Consider the following 18,934-nt stretch of genomic DNA (forward strand, 5'->3'; position numbering starts at 1 on the left):
GGAGGAATCTATGAAAATAGGAGATATTCTGATAAATAAAGGGGAAAAGAAAAAATTCATACTTGGAAATATAAGCGGAACAGCTTTTTGTGGGAGAAATACAGGGAAAACTTTAGTTATAACCGCAGGAGTACATGGCGGAGAATATGTGGGAATAGAAACAGCTCCCGTCTTCCGTCGAAGTACTATGAAAGTTCCGACGTTTTAAATTTCTAATAAGCTATTTGATTTTACGCAATTCTTTTAGACCCCTTATTTTAAAGGCTTTTCTGCCATAAAAAATATTTAAAAAAAGTTGAAAATTTTTTTTGAGTATGTTATAATCATAGTACTTCATAGTACTTTACTTTTAGAGGTGTTTATGGCTTATTTTTTGAGAAAAGAAAAGAAGAAAAAAGGTACTTATCTTCAGATGTATGAATCATTTTGGGATAAGGATAAAAAGCAACCAAGAACAAAAAATGTAAAATCTTTTGGTTATGTTGAGGATTTGATTTCAGGTGAGATTCCTGATCCTGTTAAATTTTACAGTGACTATGTAAAAGAGCAAAATGAGAATAGAACAAAAGCTCTTTCTGAAGAGTCACGTCCTCGTGCATTTTCCTCCCCTGTTGAACTTAATATAGGGCACTTCTTACTCTACTCATTAATTGATGAGCTTGATGTTAAAGAAACTATTGATATACTTGCTTCTCAAATGCGTTTTCAGTTCTCTGTATTTGACTTAATTACACAACTTATTTATGCAAGAGTTATATCTCCATGCTCTAAGTCAAAGACAGCCTCTCATATATTTCCATACCTTTATGGCAGCTCTACAATCTCTGAAGACCAAGTATATGACGGGTGTTCTTTCATAGGAGAGTCTTATAAAAAGTATATTGATTTATTTAATCACTCTTATGAAAGGTATTATAAAAGGGATCTAAGCAATGTATTTTTTGATTGCACTAATTATTACTTTGAAATTGATATCCCTAGTGATGATAAGCAAAAGGGACCTTCAAAAGAGAATAGGCACTCCCCGATAATAGGGCAAGCTTTACTTTTAGATGCTGATCTCGTACCTGTCTCCATGCAAATGTATCCCGGAAATGAATCGGAAAAGCCGTATATTAGAAAAGTTATTGAAGAAATGAAGCAACGACACAGCGTATCAGGTAAGACAATTCAGGTGGCTGATAAAGGACTTAATTGTGCAAGAAATATTTATGCTGCCGTTAAAGAAGATAATGACGGCTATATATTCTCAAAATCAATACATGGTAAGAATCTAAGTGAAAAGGAAAAGAAATGGGTTCTACTTGAGAATGATACAAATGTCTTTTCTAATTACACTGATGAAAGAGGTAATATATCTTTTCGTCTTAAATCCTGTATTGACAGCTTTGACTACAGCTTTAAAGAGATCGATCCGGAAACAGGAAAAGAGAGTGTTACAAAGTTCTCTGTAAAAGAAAAGCGTATCGTCTCTTATAATCCTAACCTTGCAAAGAAACAAAGACTTGAAATAATGAAAATGGTCGATAAAGCTTCAAAGTTTTCTACATACAAAAATATCGCTAAAGATGAACTTGGAGATTGCGCTAAATATTTAGACATCATAACTAAAGATAGTACAGGCAAGACAATAAAGCCTATAATAGATTTAAATAAATCTAAGATTGATGAAGATCTTAAATATGCAGGATATAACCTTTTAGTGACATCTGAGATAGACATGGAGCCATTACAGGTATATAAGACATACCATAGCCTATGGAAAATCGAGGAATCTTTTAGACTTACAAAATCATACCTGGATGCCAGGCCTGTTTATTTACAGAAAAAAGAAACAATCTACGGGCATTTTTTGATATGCTACCTTAGTTTGTTTCTTTTAAGAGTATTAGAAATCAAGTGCTTCAAGAATAAAATAAACTCTTATGACTTGATTAACTTTATGCGTGATTTTAGAGTGGTAAATAAAGGTGATAATACATATATCAATATATCAAGATACCAGTCCGTTAACGAAAAGGTTAAAAAACTGGTTGGTTTTAGTAACCTTGATGCCCTCTATTTAACCAAAGCTGAAGTCGACAATTTCTTTCAAAACTGCATGCTCTTGGATGCCTAGAGTACTAGGTTTTGAGAGAAACGACGGAAGTCAGGTACTACTTGAAAATAAGTTTTTCAAGTTTTTTTAATAAAACATGGAAATATCTTTCATAAAAAAATAAAAAATATAGAAAAACAGACATCCGTCTTTTATTTGGCTAAATAATAAGTAATGAAAAAATGTATGGTTAGATGCGACTAACTATGCTAATATAACATAAAAACTTAGTGTATTCGGAAAGGAGGAATCTATGAAAATAGGAGATATTCTGATAAATAAAGGGGAAAAGAAAAAATTCATACTTGGAAATATAAGCGGAACAGCTTTTTGTGGGAGAAATACAGGGAAAACTTTAGTTATAACCGCAGGAGTACATGGCGGAGAATATGTGGGAATAGAAACAGCTCTAAGACTTATAAAAGAACTTAAAGCTGAAAAATTATCCGGAAATATTATTATCTGCCCTGTTTTAAATACCGACGGATTTTATGACGGAGTAAAACAGATATCCACATCGGATTATAAAAATTTAAACAGGGAATTTCCGGGTGATGAAAAAGGTACAAGTACACAAAGAATTGCTTTTGATATAGAAAAATATCTCTACCCGACAGCTGATTTTATAGTGGATTTGCATGGGGGAGATATTAATGAGAATCTTATTCCCCTTATCTTTTTTCCTTACGGATCCGGTAAAGATATGAAAAACTATGTGAGAGATATAGCTTCGAGAATGAGCGTAAATTTTAGAGTCGGCTCCTATGCATCCAACGGACTTTATAGCTATGCCACAAAGAAAAATATTCCCGCAATGCTCTATGAAAGAGGGGCACATGGTATATGGAGTGAAGAGGATGTACTTGCTGAAAAAAAAGACATATATAAGCTTATGGAGATACTTGGAATAATAAAAGAGGGACATGATATAAGCGTAAATAAAAAACAAAAAGAGATAGTGAGTGCAGAGTATGTAGAGGCGGAGTGTGACGGGCTTTGGTATCCTTATATTAAACAGGGACAGAGAGTAAAAAAGGGAGAACTGCTTGGAGTATTAAAAAATATTGAAGGAGAAAAGCTTCAGGTAGTTGTGGCAAAATTTGATGCGGATATTTTATACTATACATTATCCTTGGGGGTCAGAAAGAAAGATGCATTAATAGCATACGGAACTGAATGAACAAATCACTTGACAAATTTATGTAGTAAAATTAAAATACTTTGAGTATCAAACTATTTGCTTTGGTATTCAAAGTATTTTTTATTTTGATGAAAGTCTTATGAAAGGACTTATGAAGGATGAAGATAGCACTTGCAGGAACAGGCTCAAAGCTGCCTTCTAAGGTTTTGACAAATGATGATTTGAGTAAAATCGTAGATACAAGTGATGAGTGGATCAGCCAAAGAACCGGAATCAAAAAAAGACATATCATAGGTGAAAATGAAAATCTGGTAAGTCTGGCATTTGCAGCCGGAAAAGAAGCATTAGAATCTGCAAATATTGACGGCAAGGATTTGGGACTTATTATAGTGGGTACATCAACTCAGGATAAGAGACTCCCAAATACCGCATGTGAGTTGCAGCCTCTACTTGGTGCAAAGGACTGTGCATGTATGGATGTAAGCTCTGCATGTTCCGGATTTATATATGCACTGAGTATTGCATATTCAATGATGAATACTCTGGATATTGAGTATGCTCTTGTAGTAGGCGGTGATGTACTTTCAAGAGAGATGGATTGGACCGACAGAACCACCTGTGTACTTTTCGGTGACGGTGTGGGAGCCGCGGTACTCAAGAAGGCGGATATAGAAGAGGGATTTTTAAGCTTTGATATAGGAGCTGACGGAAGTAAGGGATTTGCACTGTATGATAATTCTTACGGTGATGACAGATATATAAGAATGGACGGACAAGAGGTCTTTAAATTCACTGTCAGAACGGTACCTCACAGCATTGAACAGGCTATACAAAAGGCCGGGGTACATAAGGATGATATAGATTTATATCTTTTACATCAGGCAAATTTGAGAATACTTGAGGCCGTATCCAAAAAGCTGGATATACCTCTTGAAAAGTTACCTCACAATCTGGAAAATACCGGAAATACTTCGGCAGGAAGTATACCTTTACTACTTGATGAGGTAATAAAAAAAGGCATTGCAAAAAAAGGTGATTTGATTTTGCTTTGTGGATTCGGAGCAGGATTAACCTGGGGAACTTGTGTATTAAGATTGTAATTATTTTACAACTTAAATATAAATAAAATAAACATTTAAAAGGATGGAGAAAATTATGTCAGAGAAAATGAAATCAATTATTGCAGAGCAGTTAAATATCGATGCATCAGAAATCACATTGGAGTCAAGCTTCAAGGATGATTTAAATGCAGATTCACTTGACCTTTTTGAGATGGTAATGGCACTTGAGGATAACTATGGTGTTGAGATACCTTCTGAGGATTTAGAGAAGCTTTTAACTGTAGGTGATGTGGTAAATTACCTTAAGGACAAGGGCGTAGATAATTTATAAAAAATAAAAAACGCCTACGGGCGTTTTCTTAAAAAGGCAGAGGAAATTAATGCAAACAGAAATAACAAAACTATTAGGTATAGAATATCCGATAATTCAAGGCGGTATGGCATGGGTTGCCGAGCATCATTTGGCTGCAGCGGTAAGTGCTGCAGGCGGACTTGGACTTATTGGCGGGGCAAATGCACCGGCAGAGGTTGTAAGAAATGAAATAAGAGAGGCAAGAAAGCTTACAGATAAGCCTTTTGGAGTAAATGTAATGCTTATGTCACCTCATGCGGAAGAAATTGCCAAGGTAGTTGTGGAAGAAGGTATAAAGGTAGTTACTACAGGCGCAGGCTCACCTGAGAAGTATATGCAGATGTGGAAGGAAGCCGGAATAGTGGTAATTCCCGTAGTTGCAAGTGTTGCACTTGCAAGAAGAATGGAAAGATGCGGAGCTGACGCCATTGTAGCCGAGGGTACCGAAAGTGGAGGCCATATAGGTGAAGCTACTACAATGACTTTGGTTCCACAGGTTGTAAATGCGGTAAATATTCCTGTTATTGCGGCAGGAGGTATTGCAGACGGAAGAGGTTTGGCTGCGGCACTTATGCTTGGAGCAAAGGCTGTACAGATAGGAACAAGATTTGTGGTTGCAAATGAGTCTATTGTACATGAAAACTACAAAGACAGGGTAATTGCCGCAAAGGATATCGATTCGGCCGTAACAGGCAGAAGTCACGGACATCCGGTAAGAAGTTTAAGAAATGCCATGACCAGAGAATACACTAAGCTTGAAGCTGAAGGAAAGAGTTTTGAGGAACTTGAGTACTTGACTCTCGGTACACTCAGAAAAGCTGTTATGGAGGGTGATATTGTAAACGGAACAGTTATGGCAGGTCAGATAGCAGGACTTATAAACAAAAAGCAAAGTGCAAAAGAAATCATTGACGAGATAATGAGTGAGGCAACTAATCTTTTAAAGAATGCAGGGAGCTTAGTATAAATTATGAAGATAGCATTTTTATTCCCGGGACAGGGAGCTCAAAAACAAAATATGGGCAAGAGTTTTTATGAAAATGATGCGGATTCAAGGGCGGTTTTTGACAGTGTAAAAACAGTCACGGGGATAGATGCATGTGATCTGATTTTCAAAGAAAATGATGAATTAAACAATACAAGATATACACAGATAGCCATGGTGGCAACAGGTATTGCCATGTTAAAGGCTGTAGAAAAAGCGGGACTTAAGGCTGATATATGTGCAGGTTTAAGCCTTGGAGAATATGAAGCACTGTATTTAAGCGGTGCTATAAGTGCTGAGGATGCCATTTCGGTAGTGGACAAAAGAGGTCAGTATATGTCGGAAATAAAGGGTGGTGCAATGAGTGCCGTACTTTCACTTTCTAACGAGACCATCAAGTCTGTAGTTGATGAGATAGACGGATGTTGGGTGGCAAATTATAACTGCCCGGGACAGACTGTAATATCAGGAACCGAAGAAGCGGTTGCCCTTGCAGGCGAAAAATTAAAAGAAGCCGGAGCAAAAAGAGTACTGCCTTTAAAGGTAAGCGGTGCTTTTCACTCAGGACTTATGAAAGAAGCCGGAGAAAAACTTTCAAAAGTACTCGACGGTGTTGAAATAAGAGATATTCAGATACCTTATGTGGCAAATATCAATGCGCAAATTGTTACAGATAAGAATGATATCAAGAAAAATTTGATAGATCAGGTATCCGGAAGTGTACATTTGGAACAGAGCATAAGAAAAATGATTGAATGGGGTGTTGACACCTTTGTAGAAATCGGACCGGGAAAGACCATGGCAGGTTTTGTAAAGAAAATTGATCCGGAGGTAAAAATCTTCAATATCGAAGAGTATGCGGATGTGGCAAGTGTTTGTAGTCAGATTTTGGAGGCAAAATGAAAAGATTAGAAGGCAAAACAGCTCTGGTAACAGGTGCAGGAAGAGGCATCGGAGCCGCTATAGCAAAGAAACTGGCAGCTGACGGAGCACTGGTATATATAAATTATGCGGCATCAAGTGAGGCCGCAAAAAGTGTTGCAAAAGAGATAGAGGATAATGGCGGAAGTGCAAAAATCTGCCAATGTGATATATCGGATTATGAGAGCACCAAGCAGATGATTGAAAATATCATTTCAGAGGACGGTGCGGTGGATATATTGGTAAATAATGCCGGTATTACAAAAGATAATCTGATAATGAGAATGAAACCTGAAGAGTTTGATGCGGTAATAGCAACCAATTTAAAGGGAAGCTTTAATACCATGCAGGTGGTTTCAAAATACATGATTAAGAAAAGAGCCGGAAGAATAATAAATATTTCTTCCGTTAGCGGTGTGATGGGCAATGCAGGACAGATAAACTATGCGGCATCAAAGGCAGGAGTTATAGGAATGACAAAGACTGCAGCAAGAGAGATGGCAAGCAGAAATATTACCGTAAATGCCATAGCACCGGGATATATAAGAACAGATATGACGGATGCCATGACAGATGATGCCAAGGCAAAAATCAATTCATTTATTCCGTTGGGATATCAGGGTGAGGTAGAGGATATTGCAAATATGGTGGCATACCTTGCCGGTGAAGAGGGCAGATATATTACAGGTCAGGTCATCAAAATAGATGGCGGAATGAGTATGTAATTAATAAGGATTGAAAGAACAACCAAAAAAGAGGTGACTATGAGAAGAAGAGTTGTTATTACAGGATTGGGAGCTATCACACCGATAGGTCTTAATGTCAATGATTTTTGGAAAAATATAAAAGCGGGTGTACACGGTATAGGACCTATAACATACTTTGATACAACCGACTATAAGGCAAAGCTTGCAGCTGAAGTAAAGGACTTTGATGCCAAGAACTATATGGATCCAAAATCTGCCAGAAGAATGGAGCAGTTTTCACAGTTTGCAGTAGCGGCAACAAAAGAGGCTATTGAAGATGCAAAGCTTGATATGTCAAAGGAAGATCCTTATATGGTAGGAGTTGCGGTAGGATCGGGAATCGGATCGCTGCAGGCTATGGAAAAGGAATACGGAAAGCTTTTGGAAAAAGGACCAAGCAGAGTGGCACCTCTTTTGGTACCTATGATGATTTCAAATATGGCGGCAGGTAATGTAGCGATTGCCTATGGATGTAAAGGAAAGAATATAAATGTAGTAACGGCTTGTGCCACAGGAACAAACTGTATAGGTGAGGCATTCAGATCCATCGTTTACGGAGAGGCTGATGTAATGCTTGCAGGAGGTACGGAAAGCTCCATCACTCCTATCGGTGTGGCGGGATTTACTTCACTCACAGCACTTAATACAGTAGATGATCCGGATAGAGCATCAATACCTTTTGATAAAGACAGAAACGGATTTATCATGGGAGAGGGAGCAGGCGTTTTAGTTTTAGAAGAACTTGAGCATGCTAAAAAAAGAGGTGCACATATATATGCCGAGATGGCAGGATACGGTGCAACCTGTGATGCATTCCATATTACTTCACCTGCAGAAGACGGCTCGGGCGCTGCAAAGGCTATGGAGCTTGCAATAAAGGATGCAGGTATGAAGCCTGAGGATATTGACTATGTAAATGCACATGGTACAGGAACTCATCACAATGATTTATTTGAGACCAAAGCAATAAAGACCGCACTTGGTGAGCATGCAAATAAAGTGGGAATAAGCTCTACAAAGTCAATGGTAGGACATCTTCTCGGTGCGGCCGGAGGTGTTGAGGCAATTGTATGTGTAAAGTCTATAGAAGACGGATTTATGCACAAGAATGTAGGACTTATAAATAAAGATCCTGAGTGTGATTTGGACTTTTTGACAGAGTCAAAAGAGGTGGAAGTGAACGGAACAATAAGCAATTCACTTGGATTTGGCGGTCACAATGCAAGTATAGTTATAAAAAAATTTGTGGAGTAAACAGATGAAAATAGATGAGATTATAAAACTTATAGAGACAGTAAGTAAGAATGATGTTGATACATTAAACTATGCTACAGATTCCGAAAAAATAGTTATAAAGAAAAATAAAACAAAACTTGTAGCAGGAGAGGTTCAGGCAGTACCGGTGGCACAGAGCGTAAGTTTTGAAGCTGCAAACACGGCAGAGAACACAAAGGTTGCAGGTCATACCGTAACATCACCGCTTGTAGGAACTTTCTACAGTGCACCTTCACCTGATTCACCAAGCTTTGTAAATGTAGGTGACAGAGTAAAGAAAGGTCAGGTAATAGGTATTATTGAGGCAATGAAACTTATGAATGAGCTTGAGAGTGATTTTGACGGTGTTATAAAGGAAATCCTTGTTAAGGATGAGGATGTGGTAGAGTACGGACAGCCGCTGTTTATTTTGGAGTAAAGAATATGTTGGGAATTAAGGAAATTCAAGAGATAATACCTCACAGACATCCGTTTTTGCTTATTGACTGTATTGAGGAGCTGGAGCCGGGCAAAAAAAGTGTCGGATATAAATGTATAACATATAATGAGTCACAGTTTTTGGGACATTTTCCCGAGGAGCCTGTAATGCCGGGTGTGCTTATGATAGAGGCACTGGCACAGACAGGTGCGGTTGCTATATTGTCTGTACCTGAGAATAAGGGAAAGACAGCATATTTCGGAGCTATAAATTCCGCCAAATTCAAAAGAAAAGTTGTTCCGGGAGATAAGCTTAAATTATCTTGTGAGATAATCAGATCAAAAGGAAGAATAGGAATAGGAAAAGCTATAGCGAGTGTGGACGGTGAGATAGCGGTTGATGCCGAACTTACCTTTATCATTGGAGAATAAATGTTTAGAAAAGTATTGATAGCAAACAGAGGAGAGATTGCAGTCAGAATAATCAGAGCACTTAGAGAAATGGGTATTATAAGTGTTGCCGTATATTCCGAGGCGGATAGAGACAGCTTACATACGATGCTTGCAGATGAGGCTATTTGTATAGGACCTGCACCTGCGATGAAAAGCTATCTGGATATGGAGAGGATACTCAGTGCGGCCGTTACAACAGGTGCCGAGGCCATTCATCCGGGATTCGGATTTTTATCTGAGAATGAAAAATTTGCAAGACTTTGTACTGAAGTAGGAATAAAGTTTATCGGACCTAAATCTGAAACAATTGCCAAGCTTGGCGATAAGGCCGTAGCCAGAGCAACCATGCAAAAGGCTCATATCCCTGTAATACCGGGAACTGACGGAAGTGTTAAGGATGTGAATGAGGCATTAAAGCTTGCAAAGAAAGTGGGCTTCCCCGTAATGATCAAGGCCGCTCTTGGCGGTGGTGGAAAGGGTATGAGAATATCAAGAAGTGAAGATGATTTTGCAGAGAATTTTATGACTGCAAAAGCGGAGGCACTTAAGGGATTTTCCGACGACTCCATGTATATTGAAAAATATATAGAAAGACCGAGACATATAGAGTTCCAGATTTTGGCGGACAGCTATGGAAATGTAATACATCTTGGTGAAAGAGATTGTTCCATACAAAGAAGACATCAAAAAGTATTGGAAGAGGCACCGTCGGTATTTCTTGACAGTAAGCTCAGAGAAAAGATGGGAAAGGCTGCAGTAAGTGCGGCAAAGGCTGCAGGATATGAGAATGCCGGAACCATTGAGTTTTTGGTGGATAAGAATAAAAACTTCTACTTTATGGAGATGAATACAAGAATTCAGGTAGAGCATCCTGTAACGGAGATGATCACCGGTATGGATCTTATAAAGGAGCAGATCAGAGTAGCTGCGGGAGAGAAGCTTTCAATTACTCAAAAGGATGTGAAGATTGAAGGACATTCCATAGAGTGCAGAATAAATGCCGAAAACCCAGATAAGAATTTTGCACCTTCTCCGGGAAGAATTGAGAGCATGCATTTGCCCGGCGGTAACGGTGTAAGAATAGATACACATATTTATGAAGATTACACGGTATCACCTTTTTATGATTCCATGCTTTTAAAATTGATAGTTCATGGAAAAACAAGACAGGAAGCTATTGCAAAGATGAGATCGGCTCTTGGTGAAATTGTAATAGAAGGTGTGGATACAAATATAGATTTTAACTATGAGATTATTAATAATCCGTACTTTATAGATGCTGATATAGATACTTCATTTATAGAAAAACAGTTTAAAATGTAGCAATGAAAGTTTTGAGGTGTTGTCATGTTTAGAAATATGTTTAAAAAGACATATGCAAAGATAGAACCGGAAAGTGAAAAGATAGATATCCCGGAGGGACTTTGGAAAAAGTGCAGAATCTGTAAAGAGCCGATTTTTGCTGAAGATGTAAAGTCAAATCTTTATACATGTCCGAAATGCGGCGGATATTTTAGAGTTCATGCATACAGAAGAATAGAAATGCTTGTGGATGACGGAAGTTTCATCGAGTGGAATAAGACAATGCCTATATCAAATCCTTTGGATTTCCCCGACTATGAGATCAAGCTTGAAGAGGAAAGACAAAAGAGCAAGCTTGATGAAGCTGTAGTCACAGGAGAGGCTACCATAGGTAATATAAGAACAGCTATAGCCGTATGTGATGCAAGATTTATGATGTCTTCTATGGGAAGAGTTGTAGGTGAAAAGATAACAGCGGCTGTAGAAAATGCGACAAAAGAGAAAATGCCGATTATTATTTTCTCATGTTCAGGCGGTGCCAGAATGCAGGAAGGTATGATTTCACTTATGCAGATGGCAAAGACATCGGCCGCGTTAAAGAAGCATCATGAGGCAGGACAACTTTTTATAAGCTTCCTTACAGATCCTACAATGGGTGGAGTAAGTGCTTCATTTGCAATGCTTGGAGATATTATACTGGCAGAGCCGAAGGCCCTTATAGGATTTGCAGGCCCGAGAGTTATTGCACAGACTATAGGAACAAAGCTGCCGGAAGGTTTCCAGAGTGCAGAGTTTTTACTTGAGCACGGCTTTATAGATGCTATAGTGGAAAGATCGGAGCAAAGAAGCGTCTTAAAGAAGATACTGAGAGCTCATACTTCAGGATTTAAGAAAGTTGCACGTCAGGAAAGTCAGGATGAAAATACCGAAAAGGCCGCAGAGAAGCGACCGAAGGTAAAGGCACCGAAGACTGCCTGGGACAGTGTACTCTTATCAAGAAGACCTGACAGACCTACCGCAAAGGATTATATCGACAGATTGTTCAGTTTCTTTTTTGAACTACATGGAGACAGACTTTCCGGAGATGACGGTGCCATTGTCGGCGGCATAGCAAACTACTATGGAAAACCTGTAATGGTTGTAGCCCAGCAAAAAGGTAAGAGCATAAAGGAAAATAAAATCAGAAACTTCGGTATGCCGAATCCAAGCGGATATCGTAAGGCACTAAGACTTATGAAGCATGCGCAGAAGTTTAATATGCCGGTTATATGTATAGTGGATACTCCGGGAGCATTTTGCGGAATAGAAGCCGAGGAGAAGGGGCAGGCCGAGGCAATAGCAAGAGCACTCTTTGAAATGAGCGATATGACTGTGCCTATTTTATCTGTTGTAATAGGTGAAGGCGGATCGGGAGGTGCACTTGCACTTGCCGTAGCCAATGAAGTCTGGATGCTTGAACATTCAATATACTCAATACTTTCACCTGAAGGTTTCGCTTCAATACTTTATAAAGATGCAAAAAAGAACAAAGAGGCTGCAGAGGTTATGAAGATTACCTCAAAAGAACTTTTAGGCTTGGGGGTAATAGACAGAGTTATAAAGGAAGAATTACCTTTGACTGTCGATACTATGTATGTTGTAATAGAAGAGATGGTTTCAAATATCGATGATTTCTTTGAGAAAATTGATTCAAAATCCAAGGAAGAAATTGCAGAGGACAGATACAACAGATTCAGGAAGTTTTAAATAGCTGAAAGGGAAATATGGAATTCTTAAAAATAGGAGATAAAAGTTTGCTCTATCCCATTATCCAGGGCGGTATGGGTGTAGGAATAAGCCTTTCATCCCTTGCGGCACATGTGGCAGGCAATGGAGGAATGGGAATTATATCAACAGCACAGATCGGATTCAGAGAGGATGATTTTTATAAAAATCCTATAGAAGCAAATCTTCGTGCCGTAAAGACCGAACTTCAAAAAGCCAGAGATATAGCGGCGGAAGTATTCGAAAGGAGATTTAAGGTTTCAAAGCAGGCTTCTAAATTCTTGGAAAAATTAAAAAACTATAATCCTTTTATAGGCTTTAATATAATGGTGGCAACAAACAAATATGCGGACTATGTAATAGAAGCCGTAAAAGCCGGTGCGGATATCATAATATCAGGAGCCGGACTGCCGATAGAATTGCCGGAGCTTGTGGAAAAGGGACAGGCCTTAAGCGAAAACGCAAAAAAGACCTGTATTGCACCGATAGTTTCAAGCAGAAAAAGTGCAAAAGTTATTTTAAAGATGTGGGACAGAAAATATAACACCACAGCTGATGCCGTAGTAATAGAAGGACCGCTTGCAGGCGGACATCTGGGATTTTCCTATGATGAGCTTCACGAGCTTGGCGCCGACACTATGGCAAGTAAAAACTATAAAAGAGAAAAATATGATGCCGAAATAAAAGAGATCATAGAGGAAGTAAGAATCTATGAAGAAAAGTTCGGTAAAAAGATTCCTGTGTTTGTGGCAGGCGGTATATATACAAGAGAAGATATGGAGCATGCCATGAGTCTGGGTGCGGACGGAGTACAGATGGGTACAAGATTTGTTACCACATATGAATGTGATGCACCGGATGATTACAAGCAGACATATATTGATGCAAAAGAAGAAGATATTGTTATCACAAAATCACCTGTAGGTATGCCGGGAAGAGCTATAAGAAACGACTTTATGGACAGACTGAAGACCGGTCCTATACCGATAAGACATTGTCACAACTGTTTGGCATTGTCGGTATGTGACAGAAAGACAATACCGTATTGTATAACAGATGCACTGTGTTCTGCTGCAAACTCGGATGAAAGCCATGCATTGCTCTTTTGCGGTTCAAATGCTTACAGAGCAACAGCGCTTGAGCATGTGGAAGATATAATGAAAGAACTTACAGAAAAATAAATAATGAAGATTTGATTCGGACCTTAAGCGGTCCGAATTTTTCTATTTAATGGTTCTTTGTCAAAGAAAGCGTGTAGCCTTTGATTATAAATATAAGACAGATTTAAAGACAGATGTTCATTGATTTTCAGATTGGTTTTTATTAAACTGTTAAAGATACTTTACCTCTAAAATATAGTTTAGCATAAAGTAACAGGTATGTAAGGTTATTTTAATACATATGTTCAATATTTGTGATATAGTATTAATAAATTAGAGGGTAAATTTTAAAATTAAAGTGAGTATAAAAAATGAAAATCGAAAAAATTATAGCCGGCGGCCTTTCGATATTATTGTCGGTGGGTGTGATAACTTTTGCGCCGGGGAACGGAATGGTAACACATGCAGCTACTCCTCCAAACATAGCATCGCAGGGAGCTGCACTTTACAATGCAAATACAGGTGAATTCCTGTATGAAAAAGAGGGAAATAAGCAGTTTTTCCCTGCCTCGATCACTAAGATTATGACAACATTGCTTGCTTTGGAGCAGGCGGATCTTGATGATACCGTGGTGTTTTCAAAGAGTGCAACTACAAATCTGGAATCGGGAGCTACAAATCTTGGTGTAGTGGAAGGTGACAGAATAAGTGTAAGAGATGCACTTTACGGAACAATGCTTGCATCGGCAAATGAGGTTGCAAACGGACTTGCGGAGCATGTCGGAGGTTCAATACCGGGCTTTGCAAATATGATGAATGCAAGAGCGAGAGAAATAGGGGCAAAAAACACAAATTTTGTAAATCCGAGCGGTTTGAACAATCAAAACCACAAGACTACAGCTAAGGATATGGCTTTGATTGCGGCTGAAGCGTTTAGAAATCCTAATTTCAGAGCGATTGCAAGCACAAGATATTATACATTCCCCGCAACTCAGAGAAACCCCGCCACTTCAATTGCAATGCATCATAAGATGGTTCAGACCAATGACAACAGATATTATCCGGGTGTTATAGGCGGAAAGACCGGATATACAAAGAGTGCCGGAAATACTTTGGTAACATGTGCGGAGAGAAACGGTGTAAGACTGGTAGTTGTAATACTTAAGAGTCAGGGAACTCATTATACCGACACAAGAGCCTTACTTGACTACGGCTTTGCGATAGCTTCAACAGGCGGTGTGGATATTGCATCAAAAGATGTAAGTGTGAAAAAGAGTATTACAGGTGCCGCAGTGCAGGCCGCAAAAAAGGAAGTTGTTGCAAGAACGGAATCGGCACAGCAAGCTCAGGTAACAAATGCGGACAGTGCAAAAGTTGATGCCGCACCGAAGTCAATTGCCACATCTGATGTAAGAGCTGAAAACTACGGTCCAGGTATGGCGCCGGATATAGGTTGGAAAGAGAGCAACGGAAGCTGGTTTTATGTAAAATCAGATAAAACAAGTGCAAGAGCTGAAGTTTTAAATATTAACGGAAAAAAATACTGGTTTGATGCGGACGGCAAAATGGCAAAAGGCTGGAGACAGGATACAAGCGGATCTTGGTATTTTATGGAGGATTCGGGAGCTATGAATTCTTCAGGCTGGCTTAAGTACAACGGACTATGGTATTATTTGGGAAGTGATGGTAAAATGTTGACAAATACCACCACACCTGACGGATACACTTTAAACAGTGACGGAGTTTGGGTAAGCTAGGAGTTTGATGAAAAATATATTTTCTAAAATTATAGGATTGGGAGCAGTGGGGAGTATTTCCTTGCTGCTCCGTTCTTTTTATGAAAGAAAGAACTTTAAAACAGTACAATATAATATAAGCAGTGAAAAGATTGAGAGTGAAAAGAAAATAGTCTTTTTAACAGATTTACACAATAACAGTTTCGGAAAAAACAATGAGAAGCTATTTTCAGCTATAGAGGACATATCGCCGGACTTGGTGCTTATAGGCGGTGATATGATAACCGTAAAGAGCAGACTGGGTATAGAAAATGTCCTGCCTCTTTTAAAAAGGCTTTCAAGTAAGTATAAATGTATATATGCCAACGGAAATCATGAACAAAGACTTAGTGAGAATAAATTCGGATTAAATTACAGGCAATATAAGCAGATAATGGAGGATATGGGGATAGTGTATCTTTCAAATAAAAGCTGTGATTTGGATGATAATATATGTGTTCACGGATTGGACCTTGAGAGAAAATATTATTTGAGAAGATTTAAAAAGCCTCTGGATTCCGGTTATATAAATAAACGCATAAGTATAGACGAATCAAAGTTTAATATTTTATTGGCACATTCACCCCTGTTTGTAAAAGACTATGCAGACAGTCATGTGGATTTGGCACTTGCAGGGCATTTTCACGGTGGAACGATAAGGCTTCCGGGCGGTATAGGCGTGATGACACCGCAGTTTCATTTCTTTAACAGATTGGTTGTAGGAATAAAAAAAGTCGGAAGTATGATTCAGATAATCGGAGCGGGACTTGGAACTCACAGTATCAATATAAGATTAAATGATATGTCGGAGCTGATTGTGATTAATCTTAAGTGTCGCAATAAATCTTGAAATTTGGTACAATAGTAAGGTTGAGTGATATTTATATTTGAGAGGTGAGTATGGAGATTTCATACAAATTGGAGAGGTTTGAAGGACCGCTTGATTTGCTCTTATATCTTATAGAAAGGGATAGAATAGATATATATGATATTCCGATTGTGAGTATAACAGAGCAGTATTTAAACTATATGAACGAGCTGGAAACCGATGACCTTGACTTGATGAGCGAATTTATTGTAATGGCGACCACGCTTCTTGATATAAAAGCTAAGATGCTTTTACCGCTTGAGGAGGATGAGGAAACAAAGGAAATCATAGACCCGAGAGCAGAGCTTGTGGCAAGACTTTTGGAATATAAAAAATACAAGATGATGGCAAATGAACTTGCCGGAAGATATTTTGACGCCGAAAAAATCCTTTTTAAGGAGCCGAGTATTCCTGCAGAGGTGGAAGAGTACAAGGAGCCTGTAAACTTGGATGAGCTTTTCGGCGGTTTAAATCTGCACAAGTTAAAAGAAGTATTTGACCGTGTAATGAAGCAAAAGGAAAACAGGATTGATAAGGTAAGGAGTAATTTCGGTACCATAAAAAAGGAACCTGTATCTTTGGAAACCAAGATAACGGAGGTTATGGGATATGCCAGAAAGCATAGAAAATTTACTTTCAGATCTTTACTTGAAAGCCAGGCAACCAAGCTTGAAGTTGTGGTTACATTTTTAAGTGTACTTGAACTTATGAAAATAGGCAAAATAGCTCTTTTACAGGAGGAGACTTTTGGAGAAATGCAAATAGAAACTTTGGAGGAAGAGGGAAAGGAGGAGACGCTGGATCTAAGCGATATATTAGATGGCTAAATTGAGTAAAACAGAAGCGGCAATAGAGGCGATACTTTTTGCCTTGGGAACATCTGTAGAAATAAGACAATTATGTGCCGCTCTTGATATGAAAGAGAGTGAAGTAATTCAAAATCTCGAATCTTTAAAAGCAAAGTATAATAATGATAACAGAGGAATACAGATAATTGATTTGGGGGATTGTGTTCAGATGTGTACAAAGACAGAGTACTATGAACAACTTATAAAGGTATGTAAGACACCCAAAAAGCAGGTACTTACCGATGCCCTGCTTGAGACATTATCAATTATCGCATATAAGCAGCCTATTACAAAGGCTGAAATAGAGCGCATAAGAGGCGTATCATCGGACCATGTGGTCAGCAGATTGGTAGAGTTCGGACTTGTGTATGAAGCCGGAAAACTTGATGCACCCGGAAGACCTTCACAGTTTGCAACTACCGAAGAATTCTTAAGAAGATTCGGAGTGGAGTCAAAAGAATCATTGCCAAGGCTCAATTCGGATCTTGAAGCCGAGATAGTGCATGAGGTGGAGGAAGAGACAGGCTGGAAGTTCGGCTTTGAAAGTGAAGTAAACGGAGTTGGGGAAGATAATTAATATGAAGATAAAGATAAAATATTTCAGTGAGGATATTGAAAAACTGAAATTCATAGACGGAAAAAGTGACTGGATAGACTTAAGAGCCGCTGAAAGAGTTGAGATGAAGTCGGGAGATTATAAGCTTATCAGGCTCGGAGTGGGAATGGAATTGCCGCTCGGATATGAAGCGTTGGTGGTACCGAGAAGTTCAACTTTCAAAAACTTCGGAATATTACAGACAAATTCTATGGGAGTAATTGACGAGTCATACTGCGGTGATAATGATGAATGGAGATTTCCCGCATTGGCTATGAGAGATACCGTTATAGAAGTAAATGACAGAATATGCCAGTTCAGAATAATAAAGCATCAGGATGCATTTGAATTTGAAGAAGTGAAAAAATTGGATGGAGTAGACAGAGGTGGCTTTGGCAGTACAGGGAAAAATTAAAAAGATATTTGTATCAGGTATATTATCTCTTGTTTTACTAAGCGGTTGTGCCGCAAATGAAAAGAAATACTTTGAAAGTGGTAAGGCCTTGCTTGAAGAGGGGAAATATGCACAAGCGGTGGAAGTCTTTGATAAGGCGATAGGTGTGCATGGAAGCAAAAATATCAGAGGTCTTGAAATAGATATACTCAGATACAGAGCGGAAGCCGAGTACAAAGCAGGTGATTACAAGGCGGCCGAACATACATACAGACTTCTTATATCTGCAGATGAAGAAAGAACGGAATACTTGGACATGCTGGCCATAATATATACGAAGCTTTGCAATATAGATATGGATATAGAAATAGCAGATGCTACGGCAATGTATGATAAGGCGGAGAGCCTTGATGACAGAAGTGAACTTCATATAAATGCGGGTATCAGTATAGTACAGTATTATGAGGATATGTATGATAAGAGTTCAGATTCATCATATCTTGATAAGGCCGAGGAATTCTTAGAAAATCAGTTAAAAGAAACCAACAGAAAAAATGCCAAGGTGCTGGCTGTCTATGCAAAGCATATGTCAAAGAGAGAAGATTATGAAAAGGCACTTGAAGCCGTTGAAGAGGGCATGGCACTTTTGGAAAATAAGACTTTAAGTGCACATGACGATGAGACATTAAAGTCTTTGATGTTTTCAAAGGGCTCATGTTATGAATATGTGAGTGACTATGACAAGGCTTTGGAATGCTTCAATGCATATATTTTAAAATACGGTGAGGACGAGGCGGTTTCTCATGAAGTGGCTTTTTTAAAGTCAAGAATCAGATAGG

General features: G+C 38.6%; 20 protein-coding genes. All 20 read left to right on the forward strand.

All coding sequences use genetic code 11. From position 1 onward, the window contains the following. Positions 1-10 precede the first annotated feature (10 nt). The 20 genes from HMPREF1135_RS11880 (at position 11) to HMPREF1135_RS11975 (ending at position 18,933) form a co-directional block, all read left to right on the forward strand. Entirely contained in the window at positions 11-208 is a 198-nt protein-coding gene (locus HMPREF1135_RS11880) for a hypothetical protein (RefSeq protein ID WP_007595499.1), read from the forward strand. A gap of 153 nt (positions 209-361) precedes the next feature. Further along, positions 362-2,119 (forward strand): IS1634 family transposase, encoded by a 1,758-nt coding sequence (locus HMPREF1135_RS11885; protein WP_007592098.1) that lies wholly within the window; start codon positions 362-364, stop codon positions 2,117-2,119. A gap of 232 nt (positions 2,120-2,351) precedes the next feature. Beyond that, positions 2,352-3,278: a M14 family zinc carboxypeptidase gene (locus tag HMPREF1135_RS11890; protein WP_007595507.1), complete on the forward strand. Its 927-nt coding sequence runs from the start codon at positions 2,352-2,354 to the stop codon at positions 3,276-3,278. Positions 3,279-3,397: 119 nt separating this feature from the next. Continuing rightward, entirely contained in the window at positions 3,398-4,339 is a 942-nt protein-coding gene (locus tag HMPREF1135_RS11895) for a beta-ketoacyl-ACP synthase III (RefSeq protein WP_007595510.1), read from the forward strand. A gap of 55 nt (positions 4,340-4,394) precedes the next feature. Then, positions 4,395-4,631 (forward strand): acyl carrier protein, encoded by a 237-nt coding sequence (gene acpP / locus HMPREF1135_RS11900; RefSeq protein WP_007595511.1) that lies wholly within the window; start codon positions 4,395-4,397, stop codon positions 4,629-4,631. A 49-nt stretch (positions 4,632-4,680) separates the two neighbouring features. Continuing rightward, complete coding sequence (gene fabK, locus HMPREF1135_RS11905) at positions 4,681-5,619, forward strand: enoyl-[acyl-carrier-protein] reductase FabK (RefSeq protein ID WP_007595513.1); 939 nt, start codon at positions 4,681-4,683, stop codon at positions 5,617-5,619. 3 nt (positions 5,620-5,622) lie between these two features. Next, positions 5,623-6,540 (forward strand): ACP S-malonyltransferase, encoded by a 918-nt coding sequence (fabD, locus tag HMPREF1135_RS11910; RefSeq protein ID WP_007595515.1) that lies wholly within the window; start codon positions 5,623-5,625, stop codon positions 6,538-6,540. Further along, on the forward strand, positions 6,537-7,283 hold the full coding sequence (fabG, locus tag HMPREF1135_RS11915; RefSeq protein ID WP_007595517.1) for a 3-oxoacyl-[acyl-carrier-protein] reductase: 747 nt from the start codon (positions 6,537-6,539) through the stop codon (positions 7,281-7,283). The genes fabD and fabG overlap by 4 nt, the downstream gene beginning before the upstream one ends. A 39-nt stretch (positions 7,284-7,322) precedes the next feature. Then, positions 7,323-8,558 (forward strand): beta-ketoacyl-ACP synthase II, encoded by a 1,236-nt coding sequence (fabF, locus tag HMPREF1135_RS11920; RefSeq protein WP_007595519.1) that lies wholly within the window; start codon positions 7,323-7,325, stop codon positions 8,556-8,558. Between the two features lie 4 nt (positions 8,559-8,562). Beyond that, positions 8,563-8,997, forward strand: a complete 435-nt coding sequence (accB, locus tag HMPREF1135_RS11925; RefSeq protein ID WP_007595521.1) for an acetyl-CoA carboxylase biotin carboxyl carrier protein — start codon at positions 8,563-8,565, stop codon at positions 8,995-8,997. Positions 8,998-9,002: 5 nt separating this feature from the next. After that, positions 9,003-9,428, forward strand: a complete 426-nt coding sequence (gene fabZ, locus HMPREF1135_RS11930; RefSeq protein ID WP_007595523.1) for a 3-hydroxyacyl-ACP dehydratase FabZ — start codon at positions 9,003-9,005, stop codon at positions 9,426-9,428. After that, on the forward strand, positions 9,429-10,772 hold the full coding sequence (locus tag HMPREF1135_RS11935) for an acetyl-CoA carboxylase biotin carboxylase subunit (RefSeq protein ID WP_007595525.1): 1,344 nt from the start codon (positions 9,429-9,431) through the stop codon (positions 10,770-10,772). A 24-nt stretch (positions 10,773-10,796) separates the two neighbouring features. Continuing rightward, on the forward strand, positions 10,797-12,497 hold the full coding sequence (locus HMPREF1135_RS11940) for an acetyl-CoA carboxylase carboxyl transferase subunit (RefSeq protein WP_007595528.1): 1,701 nt from the start codon (positions 10,797-10,799) through the stop codon (positions 12,495-12,497). Between the two features lie 17 nt (positions 12,498-12,514). Further along, complete coding sequence (locus HMPREF1135_RS11945; protein ID WP_007595530.1) at positions 12,515-13,696, forward strand: NAD(P)H-dependent flavin oxidoreductase; 1,182 nt, start codon at positions 12,515-12,517, stop codon at positions 13,694-13,696. A gap of 290 nt (positions 13,697-13,986) precedes the next feature. Then, positions 13,987-15,372: a serine hydrolase gene (locus tag HMPREF1135_RS11950; RefSeq protein ID WP_007595532.1), complete on the forward strand. Its 1,386-nt coding sequence runs from the start codon at positions 13,987-13,989 to the stop codon at positions 15,370-15,372. 7 nt (positions 15,373-15,379) lie between these two features. Continuing rightward, positions 15,380-16,240, forward strand: a complete 861-nt coding sequence (locus HMPREF1135_RS11955; RefSeq protein ID WP_007595534.1) for a metallophosphoesterase — start codon at positions 15,380-15,382, stop codon at positions 16,238-16,240. Between the two features lie 50 nt (positions 16,241-16,290). Beyond that, positions 16,291-17,085, forward strand: coding sequence for a segregation and condensation protein A (locus HMPREF1135_RS11960; RefSeq protein WP_007595536.1), 795 nt, complete (start codon positions 16,291-16,293; stop codon positions 17,083-17,085). Continuing rightward, positions 17,078-17,683, forward strand: coding sequence for an SMC-Scp complex subunit ScpB (scpB, locus tag HMPREF1135_RS11965; RefSeq protein ID WP_007595538.1), 606 nt, complete (start codon positions 17,078-17,080; stop codon positions 17,681-17,683). Before HMPREF1135_RS11960 ends, scpB begins: the two co-directional genes overlap by 8 nt. 1 nt (position 17,684) lies before the next feature. Continuing rightward, positions 17,685-18,116 (forward strand): dUTP diphosphatase, encoded by a 432-nt coding sequence (locus HMPREF1135_RS11970; protein WP_007595540.1) that lies wholly within the window; start codon positions 17,685-17,687, stop codon positions 18,114-18,116. After that, positions 18,088-18,933: a tetratricopeptide repeat protein gene (locus tag HMPREF1135_RS11975; protein ID WP_007595542.1), complete on the forward strand. Its 846-nt coding sequence runs from the start codon at positions 18,088-18,090 to the stop codon at positions 18,931-18,933. The genes HMPREF1135_RS11970 and HMPREF1135_RS11975 overlap by 29 nt, the downstream gene beginning before the upstream one ends. Position 18,934: the final 1 nt, after the last annotated feature.

It is taken from the genome of Lachnoanaerobaculum sp. OBRC5-5, assembly GCF_000296385.1.
Lineage (GTDB): Bacteria > Bacillota > Clostridia > Lachnospirales > Lachnospiraceae > Lachnoanaerobaculum.